The 17,692-nt window shown below is 44.4% G+C and carries 18 protein-coding genes, 1 tRNA gene and 1 pseudogene; 9 read left to right on the plus strand and 11 right to left on the minus strand.

Annotation, left to right across the window (positions count from 1 at the left end):
* Positions 1–175 precede the first annotated feature (175 nt).
* The 8 genes from AC3D28_RS13535 (at position 176) to AC3D28_RS13570 (ending at position 6,867) form a co-directional block, all read left to right on the plus strand.
* Complete coding sequence (locus tag AC3D28_RS13535; protein WP_488535060.1) at positions 176–748, plus strand: outer membrane beta-barrel protein; 573 nt, start codon at positions 176–178, stop codon at positions 746–748.
* Between the two features lie 1,089 nt (positions 749–1,837).
* A complete protein-coding gene (locus tag AC3D28_RS13540; RefSeq protein ID WP_488535061.1) occupies positions 1,838–3,136 on the plus strand; it encodes a tyrosine-type recombinase/integrase in 1,299 nt (432 codons plus the stop codon).
* Between the two features lie 3 nt (positions 3,137–3,139).
* Positions 3,140–3,988, plus strand: coding sequence for a hypothetical protein (locus AC3D28_RS13545; protein WP_488535062.1), 849 nt, complete (start codon positions 3,140–3,142; stop codon positions 3,986–3,988).
* Between the two features lie 119 nt (positions 3,989–4,107).
* Positions 4,108–4,293, plus strand: coding sequence for a helix-turn-helix transcriptional regulator (locus AC3D28_RS13550; RefSeq protein ID WP_152835525.1), 186 nt, complete (start codon positions 4,108–4,110; stop codon positions 4,291–4,293).
* Positions 4,266–4,703 (plus strand): hypothetical protein, encoded by a 438-nt coding sequence (locus AC3D28_RS13555; protein WP_488535063.1) that lies wholly within the window; start codon positions 4,266–4,268, stop codon positions 4,701–4,703. Before AC3D28_RS13550 ends, AC3D28_RS13555 begins: the two co-directional genes overlap by 28 nt.
* Positions 4,703–4,921, plus strand: coding sequence for a hypothetical protein (locus tag AC3D28_RS13560; RefSeq protein ID WP_488535064.1), 219 nt, complete (start codon positions 4,703–4,705; stop codon positions 4,919–4,921). Before AC3D28_RS13555 ends, AC3D28_RS13560 begins: the two co-directional genes overlap by 1 nt.
* Before the next feature lie 403 nt (positions 4,922–5,324).
* Positions 5,325–5,999 (plus strand): YagK/YfjJ domain-containing protein, encoded by a 675-nt coding sequence (locus tag AC3D28_RS13565; protein ID WP_488535065.1) that lies wholly within the window; start codon positions 5,325–5,327, stop codon positions 5,997–5,999.
* A gap of 253 nt (positions 6,000–6,252) precedes the next feature.
* Complete coding sequence (locus tag AC3D28_RS13570) at positions 6,253–6,867, plus strand: Fic/DOC family protein (RefSeq protein WP_488535066.1); 615 nt, start codon at positions 6,253–6,255, stop codon at positions 6,865–6,867.
* Between the two features lie 323 nt (positions 6,868–7,190).
* Here AC3D28_RS13570 and AC3D28_RS13575 read toward each other — a convergent pair whose 3' ends face one another.
* The 11 genes and pseudogenes from AC3D28_RS13575 to rpsU all read right to left on the minus strand — a co-directional run bounded on the left by AC3D28_RS13575 (position 7,191) and on the right by rpsU (position 16,323).
* Entirely contained in the window at positions 7,191–7,613 is a 423-nt protein-coding gene (locus AC3D28_RS13575) for a DUF4160 domain-containing protein (RefSeq protein WP_488535067.1), read from the minus strand.
* 108 nt (positions 7,614–7,721) lie between these two features.
* Positions 7,722–8,237: a hypothetical protein gene (locus tag AC3D28_RS13580; protein ID WP_488535068.1), complete on the minus strand. Its 516-nt coding sequence runs from the start codon at positions 8,235–8,237 to the stop codon at positions 7,722–7,724.
* Positions 8,238–8,374: 137 nt separating this feature from the next.
* Positions 8,375–9,031 (minus strand): hypothetical protein, encoded by a 657-nt coding sequence (locus AC3D28_RS13585; protein ID WP_488535069.1) that lies wholly within the window; start codon positions 9,029–9,031, stop codon positions 8,375–8,377.
* Between the two features lie 120 nt (positions 9,032–9,151).
* Positions 9,152–9,559: pseudogene (locus tag AC3D28_RS13590) on the minus strand (DUF6678 family protein).
* A 118-nt stretch (positions 9,560–9,677) separates the two neighbouring features.
* Positions 9,678–10,178 (minus strand): DUF4468 domain-containing protein, encoded by a 501-nt coding sequence (locus AC3D28_RS13595; RefSeq protein ID WP_488535070.1) that lies wholly within the window; start codon positions 10,176–10,178, stop codon positions 9,678–9,680.
* A gap of 147 nt (positions 10,179–10,325) precedes the next feature.
* A complete protein-coding gene (locus AC3D28_RS13600; RefSeq protein ID WP_488535071.1) occupies positions 10,326–10,838 on the minus strand; it encodes a hypothetical protein in 513 nt (170 codons plus the stop codon).
* Between the two features lie 705 nt (positions 10,839–11,543).
* Positions 11,544–11,619: transfer RNA gene (locus tag AC3D28_RS13605), tRNA-Ile, on the minus strand.
* Between the two features lie 155 nt (positions 11,620–11,774).
* Positions 11,775–13,634 carry an RNA polymerase sigma factor RpoD gene (gene rpoD, locus AC3D28_RS13610; RefSeq protein ID WP_488535072.1) on the minus strand — a complete coding sequence of 620 codons (1,860 nt, stop codon included), beginning with the start codon at positions 13,632–13,634 and terminating at the stop codon, positions 11,775–11,777.
* A 99-nt stretch (positions 13,635–13,733) separates the two neighbouring features.
* On the minus strand, positions 13,734–15,500 hold the full coding sequence (gene dnaG, locus AC3D28_RS13615; protein WP_488535073.1) for a DNA primase: 1,767 nt from the start codon (positions 15,498–15,500) through the stop codon (positions 13,734–13,736).
* A 136-nt stretch (positions 15,501–15,636) separates the two neighbouring features.
* Complete coding sequence (locus tag AC3D28_RS13620; RefSeq protein WP_488535074.1) at positions 15,637–16,080, minus strand: GatB/YqeY domain-containing protein; 444 nt, start codon at positions 16,078–16,080, stop codon at positions 15,637–15,639.
* Between the two features lie 27 nt (positions 16,081–16,107).
* Positions 16,108–16,323, minus strand: a complete 216-nt coding sequence (gene rpsU, locus AC3D28_RS13625) for a 30S ribosomal protein S21 (RefSeq protein ID WP_001145625.1) — start codon at positions 16,321–16,323, stop codon at positions 16,108–16,110.
* A gap of 231 nt (positions 16,324–16,554) precedes the next feature.
* Here rpsU and tsaD point away from each other — a divergent pair, with 231 nt between their 5' ends.
* Complete coding sequence (gene tsaD / locus AC3D28_RS13630) at positions 16,555–17,571, plus strand: tRNA (adenosine(37)-N6)-threonylcarbamoyltransferase complex transferase subunit TsaD (protein WP_488536093.1); 1,017 nt, start codon at positions 16,555–16,557, stop codon at positions 17,569–17,571.
* Positions 17,572–17,692: the final 121 nt, after the last annotated feature.

Raw genomic sequence — 17,692 nt, forward strand, 5'->3', positions numbered from 1 at the left:
TTCCATATTTGGTAAAGGAAGGCTTTGGCTCATGATTCATCCGATGTGATTTGAGTCATAGTTTGTAAGTATTGTTTTGAATAATATTGTGCACGATAATTCATTGTAATTATTGATTAAATTCCTCATAGTTCGATGTGGCTATAAAATAATTAGCAAAATTTTAGGGATAAAAATGAAAACTACAAATGTACTTTCGTTGGCAGTATTGTCTTTTTTTATCAGTAGTGCGGCTGTTGCTGAGACTGATACAAAAACAGGCTTTTATATCGGTGCAGATGTTGCATTTGCGAATGATACCGAACTAGAAAATAGTGGTGTATCGATTGAAGAATCAAATGACGCCGGTTTTAATGCCCTTGTTGGATATGAGTCAAAGATAGAAGAGTCTTTTTACCTTGCAGGCGAAGTAGAGTACCGAACTTTTGGTGAGGTAGACTTTTTAGGAATGATGCAAGCAGATGGACATGCGATTTTTGCAAACCTTAAGCCTAAATATACTTTTGACTCTGGTGTCTATTTAGCAGGTGTATTTGGCTTAGGTCAAATGACGCTGAAAGTTAAGGGAAATGACATATTTTATGGTAGTGAAGAATCTGAGACAGGCTATCAATTTGGCGTAGAGGGTGGGTATCACGTCAATGATAGCGTTAGTTTGAATGTAGGCTACCGAAGCGCAAATACTGAAATTGATGACGTAGAAATTACGGTCAGTGGTTTTTATGCAGGTGCCCGTTACTACTTTTGATCCAACCACAAATCCTAGATCGCTGGGTCGGTCACACCAGACTGGCCCTGTAATCTCGCTCTAAGGCTTATCCTGCCAGACTTCCTGCATGATGTAGTTTCTGTAATTATCGCGTCGGCGTCGTCGGTCCGGTCTTTAGCTGTGATTTTAGGTAGATACCGAGCTGGACACGAATCCTAATGTAAATTTCTTATTTAGGTTTTTTTCCAGTTTGCCGTCGTCGACGACGGGAGTTCCATCTGATTCCACTAACTCAACTCTTAACCCTAATGCATACCAGATCCGCGCTGTAATCCAGTGTGCCGTTGGTTTTTCCGGTTCGAGTATGAATACCAGTCCAGTGATTAGCTGTTGTTTCTGGTGTCGTGGTTGAGTATTGCTTACTGCTGGCCTAAGTCATTTAAGAGATAACAGACCGATTACCACTGAGGGTAATCGGTCATCATTGAATGCTATTTTTCCTGACTGGCTAGTTCTGAGAGCTTTAGGATCATAGGTGTCCTTCCTGTCACTGAACCAACTATCCATCCCATATCTATATTAATAACTGGACCTAATGGAACGGAATGTTGGTTATATTTTTGTTGGTTCAGCCGCGGAGTTTTTCTGGGGTTCGGTTCTAGTGTTAAGTGGCATGTATCTGCTCTGATTCGCGTTGTACAGACGAGAGAAGGTTCTGATGGTGAGTACACTCTGAGCCAGGGAATGTGACTCTGTGGTGACTAAGTGGAGTCTTTCGGCGCAGATCTTACCGGAAGTAGCCATTGTTTAGAGAAAAGGGACCGGATATAGACCGGACTAGAAAAGACAAAGGCCCGTAGATTTCTCTACGAGCCTTCTGGAATATGGTGGCCCCTCGCAGACTTGAACTGCGGACCAATCGATTATGAGTCGTGATATGACTGTTTTCGATAAAATCTCACATCATCTCATATTAGTTTATTTGTGACTTAATTCAACGAGTTACAAACGACCCTTCGGTTTATCTTTTCTTGCCTAGTCTCATTCAGGTACGCTCTTGTTTGACTAATTGTTTGACTAAAAATCGCCGTAGTCAAACAAGGGAATCTTTGAGTGAGGGAATGCGCCATGTTAACGGTAAGCGGTATTCGGGGACTAAAACCTAAAGCCAAACCCTACTATGAGTGGGACAGTAATAGTGAACGCGGAACGGGCAAGCTGGCAGTGCAAGTCACGCCAAAAGGCGGCAAGCGTTTTGTGTTTCGTTACTTTATGGATCGCAAAGCGAAGTTCATTCCGTTAGGGCAGTTTCCTGCGCTGTCGCTTACTGAGGCAAGGGCAAAACAGAAAGAGCTGGGGGAGTTGCTTTTACAAGGGATTGATCCGAAAGAGCAAATCGAAACGCAAAAGCGTGAGCAGGAGAGCGCAAAGCGTGAAGAAGCAAGGAAGGGTTCAATACAGCAATTGTTTGAAGCCTATGTCGCACAAATGGTGCGAGACGGTAAGCGTACCCACAAAGCCGTTCTCGCCTCTCTTGAGAAGGAAGTGTATCCGGTTATACCTCCTGAAACGAAGGCCAAGAATGTCACCCCACACGAGTTAAAACTGGTGTTGGCGGAAATGATAAGACGCGGGGCGAAAACGCAGTCAAACCGTGTACGCAGCTATCTGATGGCCGCGTTTAACTACGGGCTAAGGCACGATAACGACCCTGCTAATTTCATTGATGAGGCCAAGTTTGGCTTGGTGTTTAACCCAATGACGGCTATCCCCAAACAAAAAGATGCAGAACGTGTAGGTAACCATTACCTGAAAATAGGTGAAGTGATCCAGCTAATCGCCGATCTGAACGGGGAATATGAACGATTTAGGATGGGCGATACTATCCGGTGCCTCATTTTGCTTTGCCTCTATACCGGGGGCCAGCGACCTTATGAGCTGGCGGCTTCGAAGTGGGAGGCGGTAGATTGGCAACAAAAGTCGCTATTGGTAAGTCGTGATCTATCTAAAAATAAGCGAGAGCACATCATTCCCCTGACTGAATCCGCGCTGGTGGTTCTTCGCCAACTGCGTGAGGTAAACCAAGATTCTGATTTTATTTTTCCGCACCGCTTAAACCGCAATGAGCATATCCGGCTGGATTCGCTTTCTCAGGCCGTTACCCGGTACCGAGAGGCAACACCTTTTGTTTCGTCATTCACTCCCCGCGACATTCGCCGCACCTGTAAAACTCTGATGGGCGAGATTGGCATTTCTAAATCACTGCGGGACCGTATTCAGAATCATGCACTCAATGACGTATCCAGCAAACACTATGATCGCTATGAATACCTGCCCGAGAAACGAAGGGCTTTGGAATCATGGGAACAACGATTAAACGAAAACACTACTGTCACCAATGTAGTGGCATTTGTAGGGAGGGATTAAACCATGTCATCAAAGAAAAAAACGGATACCCAGCTACCACCCTTATTGCCTCTTGAGTATTGCTCAGTGGCGCGAGCGGCGAGGCTGCTAGGCTGTGAGGAAGAAGATATCTATCATTGGAATGAGGTGGGGGCAGTTAAGCTGTGTGTCGAGCTTTACGATGAAACATGCAGAGCAGCATTGAGGCCAAAAACTGAGAGCTTCAGAGAAATAGCACTTTTTCAAAATTTCTCATCGGACATAGAGCTTATCGAAAGCTTGGATGAGGGTGAGAACTTTCAGTCGGATTTTTGCTCGTTAATTGGTGTAGGGCCTATGACTTTAAGTGATCCCCACCTTCCTCCATTTGTAACTTACGATGCTTTAGCTAGTGGACTTTGGGTAGTAAAGGACCAACTGTTTTTCAATGGCGAATACACACTGGTTAGCCCAACTGGTTTGAATCACGTACAGTATGAGGGTGGCTTGAGAGATGTAGAATTGGCTCGTATCTCTATACCAGATTTGAGCTCGGAAAGGCTTGTGCTTAAATCTGACCTCGAAAAGCTACATAGAGCGATACATGGTGTGGAAGTATTAAATACTCGCTACAACAACCAAGAAATTGCCACTGCCCTGCGGCAAGCGGAGCAGGAAGCTCAGAGTATTCGACCACCTAGGATTGAAAAAAAACAGGCACACCTAATACGTTTACTTATCGAGTCACACCCTAATTTAGGGGCTGAAGTTATAGAAAATCCATACGCGGCATGTGATGTGCTGGAGGCCCAATTTGCAAGAGACGGAATTGGCCCTATCGACGCAAACCCTGTCACCGTAGGAAATTGGATTTCAGGTAAACGAAAGAAATGAGTAAAGATAGTTTAAAGTTATTAACTACAAATAATACTTAACTAAGTGCATACCTACCCGAAAATTCATCCTTATATTAGCTAGCCATGTTCTCAAGTTGACCGATAGAAGGATAGAGCATGGCAACTCCACGCATTGTATCTCTTAAAGAAATGTCAGCCCTCGTGGGGCGTTCCCCTAAAACTATTTGGCGCTGGTGGCGAAAAGAAAAGTCTTTCCCTGCCCCTCGGCAAATCAACGGACGCACCATTGGCTGGCGCGAAGCTGACTATGAGGCATGGCTAAATGGGGAGTGGCAACAATGAGCAAAATTCCTGCGCCAAGCAAGGCCGAACTGTGTCTGTTAGAGCTTTTGCGCCGTGGCAAAGCTGGCCTACACCCGCTGGATGTGAATATCCGAGATCTTACCCATGCCAACGTACTGGATGAGGCCGGCAAGTTTTGGAGTATCACATTGCCAACGGATATGAGCCTTCTCCGCATTCGTCATGGTGTGCACATCGCCGATCAACCCGCACCGTTTACCAGTGTGCGCGGCTACAAGGCGATGTTTAAACGCTACTGGCTGGCTGATCTCGATGCAGCTAAAAGCGCGGTTGGTTTGATTAATAACTGGCGAGCCAGACGGGGAGCTGAACCGTTATCAAAGCGCGATTGCAATGCGCTGCTAGCCGCTTTTCAGTCGGAACCACAAGCATTCAGTGAGGTGGCGTAATGACGAGTTTAACCAAGCATCCCGTTGATCACGCTGAGCTGGCGGATAAAGCCTTGTCTCAGCTAGAGAGCCTAACTGTCGTACTGGGTACTGCTCATTTTGAGGACGTTGATAACCAACATTGTAAGGGGGTTATATGGGCAATGCAGGAGCTCGCGACAACGGCTAAACGTCACTTACAGGCTAGCCGAGGCGATGTGCCTCTGCGCCGCCGATAGTAGAAAATCATTCAAACCAATGGCTGTCAGTGTTGGCAGCCATTTTTATTGGCAATAGAAAAAGTAAGTACCTGCTATCAGCTAAAAACCCTATTAAATGGGGATGGGACGAGGTGAGATATGTTTTCAAGGTTTTTTAGGCGTATTTCCGCTTATTTCAAACCGCTTAGTTACTGAGAGCGACTTGGCAGCCTTGCAATCACGTTGATAGTGGCCACTTACTAAAGTCAAGGAAGCATGTCGGGTTTTATTAATATCTTCTACTCAATATCCATATCACTGATAAGAGAAGTAAGGGCAATACATTTTGGTTCGGCAGAGTTTCGATAGCATGGCAGTATTGTTGAAACCGAAAACCATGATGAAACAGGAGCTGGCGGAGTAATGAAAAGGAGCTCAGGAATTGGCCTACTCCACTAACACGGGATTTTTCAAAACCAAAGACGGTCGCTGCTGGGCGGTGAATACGGGGCCAGGCTTATCGCCGCTCTACACTGATATCCTTCGGTGTTTGGCCGATCAGTTGGAAGCGATGGAATCTCACTACGCGAGAGTGTTCTGCTTTCGGTTTGATTTGCACCTAACGGCGTACACCGATAATAACGCAACAGTGAGCCGCTTACTCTCGCTGGTGGTACAAGCCCTAAAGCGATACTACAAAACGCCTAATATTGGCTATCTATGGGTAAGAGAACATGAAAAGGCCAAACAACAGCATTACCATTGCGTGCTCTTTTTGGATGGCTCAAAGGTGAATCACTTCCATACCATTCAAACCACCATTGACGATTACTGGGCAGCCTTTGAAGGAGGCCATGTACAAGGATGCGGTTTTAAAATATTACCTAGAGGGGACTCACACGCCAAAGCTGAGATCATCTACTGGCTGTCGTATCTCGCTAAAGTACGCGGCAAAGCCAATGGCAAAGGAAAACGCTATAGGCCCAGCCAAACTAAACGCTACGGTGTCAGCAGGGTTAAAATAAAAGCGAAAAATTGCGCACTTGTAGACAAAAAAGAAAAACCGCACACCGATGACATTTTTGCGTCGCTAGCCTTTGTGGGGCGCGGGTCTTGAGTCAATAAGTGCGCGAAACACTGCGCAGTTTTGAAGGGGGAAAGTGCGCAGTTGCAGATAAGGCGAGTTCTGTTTGCGCCTATCCACACTCCCTGCAGCTCAGCGCGCAACATAGTGGTGATCTTAAATTCGGTGCTTAGAGACAGCGTAATACGGGATAAAAATCTCGCCAAAATTTAGGATTGACGACATACTCGTTTGTTATGTGCTTTTACACTACACTACGCTAAATTTCCTTTTTTAGTCACTTTTTATGTCCAGATATGACGTAGACACCGCTGAAACTCAATATCAACCAGGCTCCAACGATCAGGTTCTCTTAAACAAGCTTAACATTACTGATGTCGGTGAAATCAATGATGTAGAGGCAATACTTTTGGTTAAGCTATATGAAAAGGTGTTTTCATGTGATAACCAAGCATTTAGCTTGAGTTTTCAAACCGTTATCGACTGGCATCGCCAATGGCTTGGCAACGTTTACCCTTGGGCGGGAAGCATTAGAAATGTTAGAATGTGGAAAAGTGATTTTGAGTTTACTGCCCCACTTCAAATTGAACGTCAAATATGTAAATTTGAAGCAGACTACTTATCACAACAACTGAACTTAGCTAACTTCACTAAAGAGGAACTTGTCTCTTTTTTGGCTAGAAGTCATGTGGAATTTATTTTGATCCATCCTTTTCGTGAAGGAAACGGAAGAGTTAGCAGACTTTTGATGGACTATATGAGTCAGGAAGCTGGATATGGACCACTAGATTATTCCTTGTGGGATAAGCACAAGGAATTCTACATCCGCTCTATACACGCTGGTGTTGGCGGTGACTATCAGCACATGGAGCGTCTTGTACGTGATATCTTAGACAGCTAATGATAAAGAATCGTACTTACGCTGATCCGATTTCAACTTGCGTTCTATTGACTTTACAGGCTTCCCTGTCTCAATCGCCGTCGAACTTGCAACAGAGCGAAGAATCATAGCTTTAGTTACTCTTTTCTTTTCAACTCTCATTTAGAATCCCGACACTTTCGTTATACTTGTCTATAGATTCTATCTCAACACTACAATATTATCAATGATCGGGTGATAAATAGGGCACATAACGCCAGCCTAACACGCAATGTGTTGGCATGGCTTTTTGCGTTGTTTTCCAAAACCATGACAACTTTTCATTGTCGGAGTTTAGGCGCTTGTTATGTGCCAACATACTCACCAACAGTACAATTTGTAGGGCGTGTATCATTCCACGACTTGATTAACAAATCTTTAGCTTCTGAATGCCAAAATTTAATTACCTTATAATCTTTTCCACTAATTTTACCCTCTAATTTTTCACAGTTCTCAATGTCAAAAATTGCGTCAATATTTGGCGACTTTACATGGAAATGTGGAGGTGGGTGTTCATGAGAGTAAACTTCTACTTTTAACGACTTTATCTTTGCAATGAGCTGCTTTATTTCTATTAAGCACAGCTCGCCGTCGTATTCTTCGACATAACATGGACCGTGTAACAGAGCGTCAAGCCACTCAGCAAATTCATTGATATCTTCAAGTTCGTCTGGAGAGACTTTGTGAAAACAGTCATATTGCCTAGCAATATTCTTTGGAATACTCACGGAACCTCCTTGGCACCTAACGCCCGCAGCATGCGCGGCTTTGAAATGGAGGCGAAGCCGCAATGTAATGGGCGTCGCCGTGTCTGCACTGGTTAGATGCAATTCCCCTCAATGGCCGCACTTTGACAATCCTAAGCCATTAATGATTGCCTGCTTTGCCCCAACCAAACTGGCACTGAATGTGTCGCGCTCTAAAGAGTTGGTTTGGTAGCGAACTTTGAGCTCTTGGCCTTCCAGTAGCTCACCGACATACCCACACCCTTCTTCCTCTGATCCATGCCAAAGCAAGAATCCAACAGTTGCGGGTTCCCATTGAAATGTTGGTTGACCCAAAAGTTCTGCGAGTCGTTTGCTTTTCTCAGGGTCGATTACTCTCGTCTCATTTTTGTCTATCCTCATTTCAATTAATCCGTTCGGCTCGAATGTTCCAATTTTCTTTCTTGTTATAAACATCCATACAGCCTTGCCTTCGTGACTTAATTGAATTCGATGGTCGGCATCGCTAAATGCGGCGTAACGAACCTGCTCGTCTGTGAAATCGTCTACTTTGTTGACAGACGTCCATTCAGCATGGGCAGCGTGAGCGAACAAGAGGATTGTCATGGTTGCAAGCAGTCTGAACATGGGCACTCCCGTAATTTTAGATTGATCTTATTGTGGCATCTAACGCCTCACATCACCGGCAGCAAAAAGCATAGCGAGGAACGAGCGGCGCTTTTTACTGTCCGAGTGCATGTGATTTTTGGCATAAATTAGTTTATTCATTTGAGTTTTTTGTATTTCAAGAAGATTCCATTATCGCCGCCAGCTTGTAGATTTCCGTTCTTACTAAGCACAAAGTACTCCCCATGGGGGTTACCCCCTTTTTCAACAAGCTTCGTGCCAACAGTTGATTGAGATTTGGTCATCTCTTCGATGGAGCTACTACCATCCTTATATTTCGATTCCAAATATAGTTTTTTGTTCTCGCGATATATCGTTATTGTTGCGCCTATGTATGGCCTATCATCCACCCAAATCCCTATTACATCACGCGATGTGCTTTTTGCTTCACGCGCCATCCTCTCTTCTTCCTCAGCGGTAAGACCAAGGATTTTCACTTCTAATTCAGGATCGAAATGTGTTGTTGCCCAGGCACCTGAACCAACCTTCATATTTGGAAGGTAATAAGCAATAAAAATCCGGTCATATTTCTTGCGCTCCATATTTTTTAATTCCATAGCTATCGTTCTTAACGCCTCAGCCGGCACCTTCCTGTCCAACCTCACATCAACACTCCGTTTCACGTCCCGAAATTCGTTGTCGGAAATTATTGAGTAGGTGGCTCCTTCAACGGTTTCAGCATGCACAAGCCCCATCATCACCATACAAATAATTAATGCTGCAAAGCAGGAAAGGCGCTTTGATAGTGTAACCATGTTTATTCCTCAATTTGTGCTGCTAACGCCCGGCTCACCGAGCAAATTATTGATGGCGGCTTTTTTGCGTGTTTTTTGTACAAAAGGTGACAGTGGAAATTTTTCCTTTGGAGCCGCTTGTTAAGTACTGAACCACTCAGGGCTAACTCCTGGACGCAAATAACCATAAATTCTTATGCCATCATTGTATATGCAATAAGGTACACCAGATTGCCTCAATGCTTTTATTAATAATTGAGTGTTATCTTCTATTTCCGGCTTAATCAAAGCCCCTTTAGGACGACTGATTAAAGCTCTGATATTAAGCCACTCTATTTGCTCCCACGCCCCCATGACATGATATAGGTCAGAATCCTAGTAATCCGGGCTTGGTTCAGTTTCATCTAAGTCTTTGCGTTGAAAATCTAGCGTGAATTCGATTTCCTGAAGCTCTTTAAAAAGGCGCTCCCATTTAGTGTTGTTTAGAACGCTAGCAATATTTTCACGCTCAATATATCGCTTCAATTTCGATTTAGTATCTAGTTCCATACTCGACTCTTTAGACACTTAACGCCCTAATTACCGGCAGGTTGCCCAGAGCGAAGCGGCGGGCAAACTGTCCGGCGCGCGATTTGGGCGAGCGTAGTACATTATATTGTTAGGTGAATTACCAATCAGAGTCGCTCCCTACACTTTCGTCAGCAACGTACTTTTCTATATCCGCAACTAACTCGTTGACGTGCTGTTCGGCTTTTTCAATGCGCCCCTCGGTGACATAGCTGGTTTCGTACGTGCTATTGCTATCAGTGTTTCTATGTGTGTGTATTTTTGTCGCTGTGCGAAACCTACCATCTTTAGTGTCAATTCGGATATTGTACTCGATGCTATGCTTGATTATCCCAAGTCCATCAGACCCAATATCAGCAACACCATTGCCAATAATGGTTCCAGTATCCGGATCTTCATAGTCCACTACCGATTCTCCAGACACAAAATATTGTGAAAACCATTGCCTAGATCGATCATATATCTCGCGTTGGCTCTTACCTGGAACTTCGATGACTTTAGTAATCTCAACTGGCTCATAAGGAGCTGTGGCGCAACCAGCCAAGCCAAAAAATATTACGAGGATTGAAAGTACCCCAATATTAAAGTTTGCAAATTTCATAATATTCCTCTCTAGTTTTCATAATTTTGTCCGGATTTATACCGCACACCTAACGCCTCAAACACCGGCATGGTGAAGTTGGCGGCTTTTTTGGAACAAAAAAGGTGACAGCTTTACCATGTCCGAGTGCTTTGATTTGTTAAATTTTTATAGCTGAGATGCTTCGCTTTGCTGTTTCTTGCGCTTCTCAGCTTGGCTTTGGCGATTAAATGCTTGCATAAGATCATCGTTAATGTAGTTCATGGACATAACAAACCCCATATGGGGAGCATCAAGCGTGATCTCAGTCGAGCCGTCTCTATATGTAGCCTTTTTGTTACCTACAAACGGAATTTTTTGACTAACAAGTTTATATTTACCACCTAAGGTTTTATTCAGGTAATCAAATTTATTTTTAGGCAAAGATGTTAGGACAGCAACTAACTTGCCATCAGTACTAAAAATTGTTGTGACCTCATTCAGCCCCTCAAAATTAATACTTGAGGTGGGCACTGAATACATATTTCCACCACTGTATTTGTTCGTGCCAGTGTGATTCACGTTGTACAAATTTTTCAGATCTTTTTCTGTCATTTTCCCCAGCTCCATACCAAATATGGCTGGATCAGCGAAAACAGACGAACTTATCATTGCTAATGCTAGGGCGATTCCCTTTTTCATGGATTACTCCTTTGGTTGGTTTGAAAATTTAACATTGTATTAGTGCGCACGCACGATTTCCCAAAATCGTTATCCGCACTCGTTTCTACCTAACCGATTGTTCATATAAGGATTTTCCATCTTTAATCGATACTGCTCTTCCGCGAAAGTGTGCATGCCGCCTATCTCTATTCTGGTATTCACACTACCCCCAAGCGTGATTCTGTAAACGCATGACTAATAGGCTCTTTTTTTCATCCATTCTGGGATAGTGTGAATCGGTCACGGATAAACGCGCACGCTAATGAGTGTATGTGGCAGATAAGCTAGTTAACCGTCCAGTGTTTAGCCATGCTACCGCCGATCAGTTGTCGGCACCTAACACGCCATCGAGTTGGCAGATTTGGGATTAGTGTATCAAGGGCTGTTTTGGTTTTCGTGCCCTATTGTCCAAAGTGTTAGATAAGCCATATTTTGTGATATGGGTGCAAGAAGTTATCTAGGACACAACGGATGAATCGTTTTGGTGGGCGCTTGCATAAGCAAGGGAAAAGATGACTGCTAGCAGGTTCGGAGTGTTGAACACCTCTCAGTGTTACCCCGCTGATTTTTTCTAATGCGAAAACGGGAGTTGTACCCGTTCCTTGTTTGACTAAGTGTTTGACTAAAAATCGGTAGGTACAAAAAAGGCGTAGTAGGTACTAACCTGCTACGCCTTTCTATATCTGGTGGCCCCTCCCAGACTTGAACTGGGGACCAATCGATTATGAGTCGACTGCTCTAACCACTGAGCTAAGGGGCCTTAATAGGACAACGATTATAGGGGAAGTGTTATAAGGTGTCTAGATAGCAATAGGACCAATTCCGCTTAGTTTTTGCCCACTTAGCACGTTAGATAATAAAAAAGGTGACCGAAAGTCACCTTTTTTGATTTTTAAAAGCTTGTCAGTGTTGCGCTTATTCGTCTAGGAAGCTGCGCAGAGTTTCTGAGCGGCTTGGATGACGAAGTTTACGCAGTGCTTTTGCTTCGATCTGACGAATACGTTCACGAGTAACGTCGAACTGTTTACCTACTTCTTCTAGAGTGTGGTCCGTGTTCATGTCAATACCAAAACGCATACGAAGTACTTTTGCTTCACGTGGCGTTAGGCCTGCAAGCACGTCTTTCGTCGCCCCTCTTAGACTTGTTGATGTGGCAGAGTCTAACGGCAGTTCTAGTGTCGTATCTTCTATGAAATCACCTAGATGCGAATCTTCATCGTCACCGATAGGTGTTTCCATTGAGATTGGCTCTTTAGCGATTTTCAGTACTTTACGAATCTTGTCTTCTGGCATTTGCATGCGTTCAGCTAGTTCTTCCGGTAGTGGCTCACGACCCATCTCTTGTAGCATTTGACGAGAAATACGGTTCAGCTTGTTGATCGTTTCGATCATGTGGACCGGAATACGAATCGTACGAGCTTGGTCCGCAATGGAACGAGTGATTGCCTGACGGATCCACCATGTAGCGTAAGTCGAGAACTTGTAACCACGACGATATTCGAACTTATCGACTGCTTTCATCAAACCGATGTTACCTTCCTGGATCAGATCCAAGAATTGTAGACCACGGTTGGTGTATTTCTTCGCGATAGAAATGACCAGACGTAAGTTTGCTTCAACCATCTCTTTCTTCGCTCGGCGAGCTTTTGCTTCACCGATGGACATACGACGACTGATGTCTTTGATGTTTTGTACGTTAAGAGAAGTCTCTTCTTCAATCATTTTTAGCTTAGCGATTGAACGACGGATGTCTTCTTCGTTACGTTTGATTTTTTCAGCATATGGCTTGTCAGAAGCTAGAACTTCGTCCAACCAAGCTTCACTTGATTCATTACCAGTGAAAAGCGCAATGAATGATTTCTTTGGCATTTTGCCGTATTCAACCACTGACTTCATGATCAAACGTTCTTGAGTACGAACACGGTCCATCGCTTTACGCAGTTCATTCACAAGGTGATCAAACTGTTTTGGCGTTAGACGAAACTCTCTAAATACGTCTAGCATCATCTCGTTAGCAACCGTTGCTTTCGGGCTGTTGTAACCGTACTCGTTGATTGCTAGCTGCAGGTTTTGATATGTGCTGCGTAGTTGGTTGAATTTCTCAAGCGCTAATTCTGGATCAATACCGACATCCTCTTCAGAATCATCTGAATCGTCGTCGCTCTCTTTGTCTTCATCCTCTTCATCGTCTTCTTCTTTCAACTGAGTCTCAGTTAATTCAGAGCCGATGTGTGTTGCTGTTGGCGCTGTCGTATCGTCAGCATCCGGGTCAACAAATCCAGAAATTAGGTCAGTAAGACGAAGCTCTTCTGCTTGAACCTTGTCAAATTGCTCAAGAATGTACGGAATCGTGCCAGGGTATTCAGCAACAGACGATTGAACTTGGTTAATACCTTCTTCAATACGTTTTGCAATGTCGATTTCGCCTTCGCGAGTTAGAAGTTCGACAGTGCCCATTTCACGCATGTACATGCGAACTGGGTCTGTTGTACGACCAATCTCACTCTCTACGCTAGACAGAGCAGCGGCTGCAGCTTCGGCTGCATCTTCATCGGTAATATTTGTGTCATCGTTCAGTGCTAAATCATCAGCATCAGGAGCAGTTTCTACTACCTTAATGCCCATATCATTAATCATCTGAATAATGTCTTCTACCTGTTCTGAATCTACGATTTCAGCAGGTAGGTGGTCATTTACTTCGGCGTAGGTCAGATAGCCTTGTTCCTTGCCTTTAATAACAAGTGACTTTAGCTGTGACTGCGGATTGTGATCCATAGACGGTATCCAACTTCGTAATCTGGTGAAGGAATCAGTATGCGAAATGCAAACCACTTACTATAACAAATTTAATCGTTGCTGACTAATTAAACAGGGTTACGCTTTTAAATCTAGCATAAGTGCTAGCAGCTCCCTTTTCTCTTCGGCTGATAAACCGACACTTCTTGCTTTGGCCTGCAGGTTTTCAATTTGTTTTTCTACGCACTGGGCAATAATTTTATCCAGTGAGTCTAAAAATATTTCTTCTAAATTATCCTCATCGAGTGGAATGTCCCAACTCGCGAGACGAGACAGAAGGGTCTCATTTTGGCTGTTTCGCCAATGCTCTAATAATTGGCCTGTACTGATATGGGGGTGTGCTTGGCATTTATCAAGTACATCAACAAATAAACTTAGACCTGGTATTGATAAGTCTCTTACCGAAGACAGATCAGGTACCATTTGAGCATAGCTCGGATTTTGAATAAGTAGAGCGATTACCTCGCGCATCGGAGTTCGTTTAATCTCTCTGTGCGGTTGAGGTCTTTTATTCTCTTTGCCTTGTTTTAAAATTAATTGCTGTAGTTGGCGTTCATCCACTAAACCCAGACGCCGGCCAAGCAATTCTCTCAAGTATAGCCTTAAAGTGCCGCCCGGCACTTTATCAATGAGAGGTACTGCGAGAGTACTTAGCTTTGCCATGCTTTCTTTCGTGCTCATATCGACTTGTTGAGTCAATGAACTGAACATAAATTCAGACAGTGAGGTCGCATTAGACACTTGTTGTTCAAATGCTTGCTTTCCGTTTTGTCGAATATAGGAGTCGGGATCTTCTCCATCGGGTAAAAACATAAATTTAAGCTGGCGACCATCTGTAAGGTAGGGCAATGCATTTTCCATGGCACGCCACGCGGCTTCACGGCCTGCGCGGTCACCGTCGTAACAACATACGACAGTGCTTGTTTGCCTGAATAATACTTGCAAGTGATCGCCCGTTGTAGAGGTACCCAATGAGGCAACAGAGTAATCGACGCCATATTGAGCAAGCGCGACAACATCCATATAGCCTTCAACCACTAAAATTTGTGGTGGCTCACGATACGCTTGCAGTACTTCATAAAGGCCATACAACTCTTTACCTTTATGAAATATCGGGGTTTCGGGTGAGTTGAGATATTTCGGGGTCCCATCACCTAATACTCGACCACCAAAGCCTATCACTCGGCCGCGTCTGTCTCGAATAGGAAACATCACTCGACCACGGAATCGATCGTAGCGGTTGCCTTTATCGTTTTCGATCAACATGCCGCCTGTGACGAGCATGTCTTGGTTTTCTTTATTCTGGCCAAAGTTCTTACGAACTAAATCCCATTCATCAGCCACATAGCCGATGCCAAACTTCTGGACTATTTCACCAGACAGGCCGCGATCTTTTAGATACTCAATCGCCACTTTACTTGCTGGCTGTTTGAGTTGGTTACGATAAAATTGAGCAATGCTGGCCATTAAGTCGTATAGGTTACGTTTCTCGCTGCTGGTTGCTTGTGGACCTGATTGGAAGGCGCCACTATCACCACTACGTTGTTCACGAGGAACATCTAACCCTAAGTAAGAAGCGAGCTCTTCAATGGCTTCGACGAATTCTAGCCGATCGAACTCCATCAAAAAGTCGATGGCATTACCATGAGCGCCACAACCAAAACAGTGATAGAACTGTTTTTCTTGGCTCACGCTAAATGACGGTGTTTTTTCGTTGTGGAACGGGCAACAGGCGCCGTAGTTCTTGCCTTTTTTCTTAAGTTTTACACGTGCGTCGATGATATCGACAATATCAAGTCGAGCTAGGAGGTCATCGATAAAACTGCGAGGGATGTGTCCAGCCATAAAACCTAACAAAAAAAGAAGATGAGTGGTACGGGAATGAGCGTGTTGATTGCTTATTTTGTTCCATTCATTCAGATACAAACAAGCCGTGCGTTCCAAAGAATAGCACGGCTTGCTGCAATAGGGTGGGGTATTTTTAAGTCAGTTTGGTACGAACCAAACCGCTGACTTTACCCATATCTGCGCGCCCTTGAACTTGCGGCTTCAAAACGGCCATTACTTTGCCCATGTCTTGCATGCCAGCTGCACCAGATTCAGTAATCGCGCTCTGAATAAGAGCCGCAACTTCTTCGTCTGTCAGTGGTTGAGGCATGAAATCCTCAAGAACTGTAATTTCTGCTTGTTCCGCATCAGCAAGATCTTGACGACCTGCTGCTTCGTATTGCGCTACAGAGTCGCGACGTTGTTTAACCATTTTGGTCAATATGGCAAGAATGTCGTCATCGCTCAGAGTGATCTGCTCGTCAACTTCACGTTGCTTAATTGCTGATAGGGCTAAACGAATAGTACCAAGGCGCAATTTGTCCTTGGCTTTCATCGCTAATTTTTGCTCTTCTTTGAGTCGATCAATGAGAGCCATAACTAAATTCCTACTGGAGCTCAGTTATTAGTACAGGCGAACGCGACGAGCGTTTTCGCGAGCTAGCTTCTTAGCGTGACGCTTTTGAGCTGCTGCTTTAGCGCGTTTGCGAACTGTAGTTGGTTTTTCGTAGTGCTCACGACGACGCACTTCAGAAAGGATACCTGCTTTTTCGCAAGAGCGCTTGAAACGACGTAGAGCAACGTCGAACGGTTCGTTTTCACGTACTTTAACTACTGGCATATGCCTTTCACCTCAGGGGTTATTCGTTAACGCTGGCATTCAGTAGACCAAAATCACAATTATTTGGTCTCTTACCAGCTTGATCAAAAATGGTGCGGAATTTTAATCCGATCACGCCTGCTTTGTAAAGTCTTTTGTCGATTATTGTCTGTACAAAATTTGTTTGCAGCACCAAGGCGAGGTAATATGACGCCCAAATTTCCTCTTTACATAAAGCATACTGAGAAAACCATGCGCATTATCGGTATTGAAACCTCTTGTGACGAGACGGGCATCGCGATTTATGACGATGAAAAAGGTCTGTTGTCACACAAGTTATACAGCCAAGTAAAGCTGCACGCGGATTACGGCGGTGTCGTACCTGAACTGGCTTCGCGGGATCATGTTAAAAAAACCATCCCTCTTATTAAAGAAGCATTAAAAGAAGCCAACCTTACGTCAAAAGATATTGATGGTGTCGCGTATACGGCTGGTCCAGGTCTGGTCGGAGCGCTACTGGTGGGGGCGACGATTGGTCGCAGTATCGCATATGCATGGGGAGTACCAGCTGTCCCTGTTCATCATATGGAAGGCCACTTGCTCGCACCGATGCTAGAAGATAATCCCCCTCCGTTTCCATTCGTTGCTGTATTAGTATCAGGTGGTCACTCAATGATGGTTGAAGTAAAAGGCATCGGAGAGTACAACATTCTCGGTGAGTCGATTGATGATGCGGCGGGTGAAGCTTTTGATAAAACGGCGAAGTTAATGGGCTTAGATTACCCAGGTGGGCCACTGTTGTCTAAATTAGCAGAGAAAGGCACGCCAGGTCGTTTTAAGTTCCCACGGCCAATGACCGATCGCCCAGGGTTGGATATGAGCTTTTCTGGTTTAAAAACGTTCACTGCTAATACGATTGCAGCCAATGGTGATGATGAGCAAACTCGGGCTGATATTGCACTTGCATTTGAAGAAGCGGTATGTGCCACGCTCACGATAAAATGTAAACGAGCTCTGGATCAAACGGGTATGAAGCGCATTGTTATTGCTGGCGGGGTAAGTGCTAACCGTCGTCTTCGTGCTGAGCTAGAGAAGTTAGCGAAGAAAGTCGGTGGTGAAGTGTATTATCCTCGCACTGAGTTTTGTACTGATAATGGTGCAATGATCGCTTACGCAGGCATGCAGCGTTTGAAAAATGGTGAAGTCTCGGACATGGCAGTTGAAGCGCGCCCACGTTGGCCAATTGATCAGCTTACGCCAATCGCATAATGTTGCATTTCCCCTTTGACCTCTATTGATAGAGGTTTTTGCTTTTATAGCGAAAAGAGTCAGGTTGCTTGACTGAGGTGATCAGTTCTATTTGTTTCAGTAGTAGGCAGAAGAAGAATAA

It is taken from the genome of Vibrio sp. TAP-3B, assembly GCF_057784735.1.

What these genes read in the sequence shown, in the direction of transcription:
- AC3D28_RS13535 (WP_488535060.1), top strand. Translation starts at nt 176, where the DNA reads ATGAAAACTACAAATGTACTTTCGTTGGCAGTATTGTCTTTTTTTATC.
- AC3D28_RS13540 (WP_488535061.1), top strand. Translation starts at nt 1,838, where the DNA reads ATGTTAACGGTAAGCGGTATTCGGGGACTAAAACCTAAAGCCAAACCC.
- AC3D28_RS13545 (WP_488535062.1), top strand. Translation starts at nt 3,140, where the DNA reads ATGTCATCAAAGAAAAAAACGGATACCCAGCTACCACCCTTATTGCCT.
- AC3D28_RS13550 (WP_152835525.1), top strand. Translation starts at nt 4,108, where the DNA reads ATGGCAACTCCACGCATTGTATCTCTTAAAGAAATGTCAGCCCTCGTG.
- AC3D28_RS13555 (WP_488535063.1), top strand. Translation starts at nt 4,266, where the DNA reads ATGGCTAAATGGGGAGTGGCAACAATGAGCAAAATTCCTGCGCCAAGC.
- AC3D28_RS13560 (WP_488535064.1), top strand. Translation starts at nt 4,703, where the DNA reads ATGACGAGTTTAACCAAGCATCCCGTTGATCACGCTGAGCTGGCGGAT.
- AC3D28_RS13570 (WP_488535066.1), top strand. Translation starts at nt 6,253, where the DNA reads ATGTCCAGATATGACGTAGACACCGCTGAAACTCAATATCAACCAGGC.
- AC3D28_RS13580 (WP_488535068.1), bottom strand. Translation starts at nt 8,237, where the DNA reads ATGTTCAGACTGCTTGCAACCATGACAATCCTCTTGTTCGCTCACGCT.
- AC3D28_RS13585 (WP_488535069.1), bottom strand. Translation starts at nt 9,031, where the DNA reads ATGGTTACACTATCAAAGCGCCTTTCCTGCTTTGCAGCATTAATTATT.
- AC3D28_RS13595 (WP_488535070.1), bottom strand. Translation starts at nt 10,178, where the DNA reads ATGAAATTTGCAAACTTTAATATTGGGGTACTTTCAATCCTCGTAATA.
- AC3D28_RS13600 (WP_488535071.1), bottom strand. Translation starts at nt 10,838, where the DNA reads ATGAAAAAGGGAATCGCCCTAGCATTAGCAATGATAAGTTCGTCTGTT.
- rpoD (WP_488535072.1), bottom strand. Translation starts at nt 13,634, where the DNA reads ATGGATCACAATCCGCAGTCACAGCTAAAGTCACTTGTTATTAAAGGC.
- dnaG (WP_488535073.1), bottom strand. Translation starts at nt 15,500, where the DNA reads ATGGCTGGACACATCCCTCGCAGTTTTATCGATGACCTCCTAGCTCGA.
- AC3D28_RS13620 (WP_488535074.1), bottom strand. Translation starts at nt 16,080, where the DNA reads ATGGCTCTCATTGATCGACTCAAAGAAGAGCAAAAATTAGCGATGAAA.
- rpsU (WP_001145625.1), bottom strand. Translation starts at nt 16,323, where the DNA reads ATGCCAGTAGTTAAAGTACGTGAAAACGAACCGTTCGACGTTGCTCTA.
- tsaD (WP_488536093.1), top strand. Translation starts at nt 16,555, where the DNA reads ATGCGCATTATCGGTATTGAAACCTCTTGTGACGAGACGGGCATCGCG.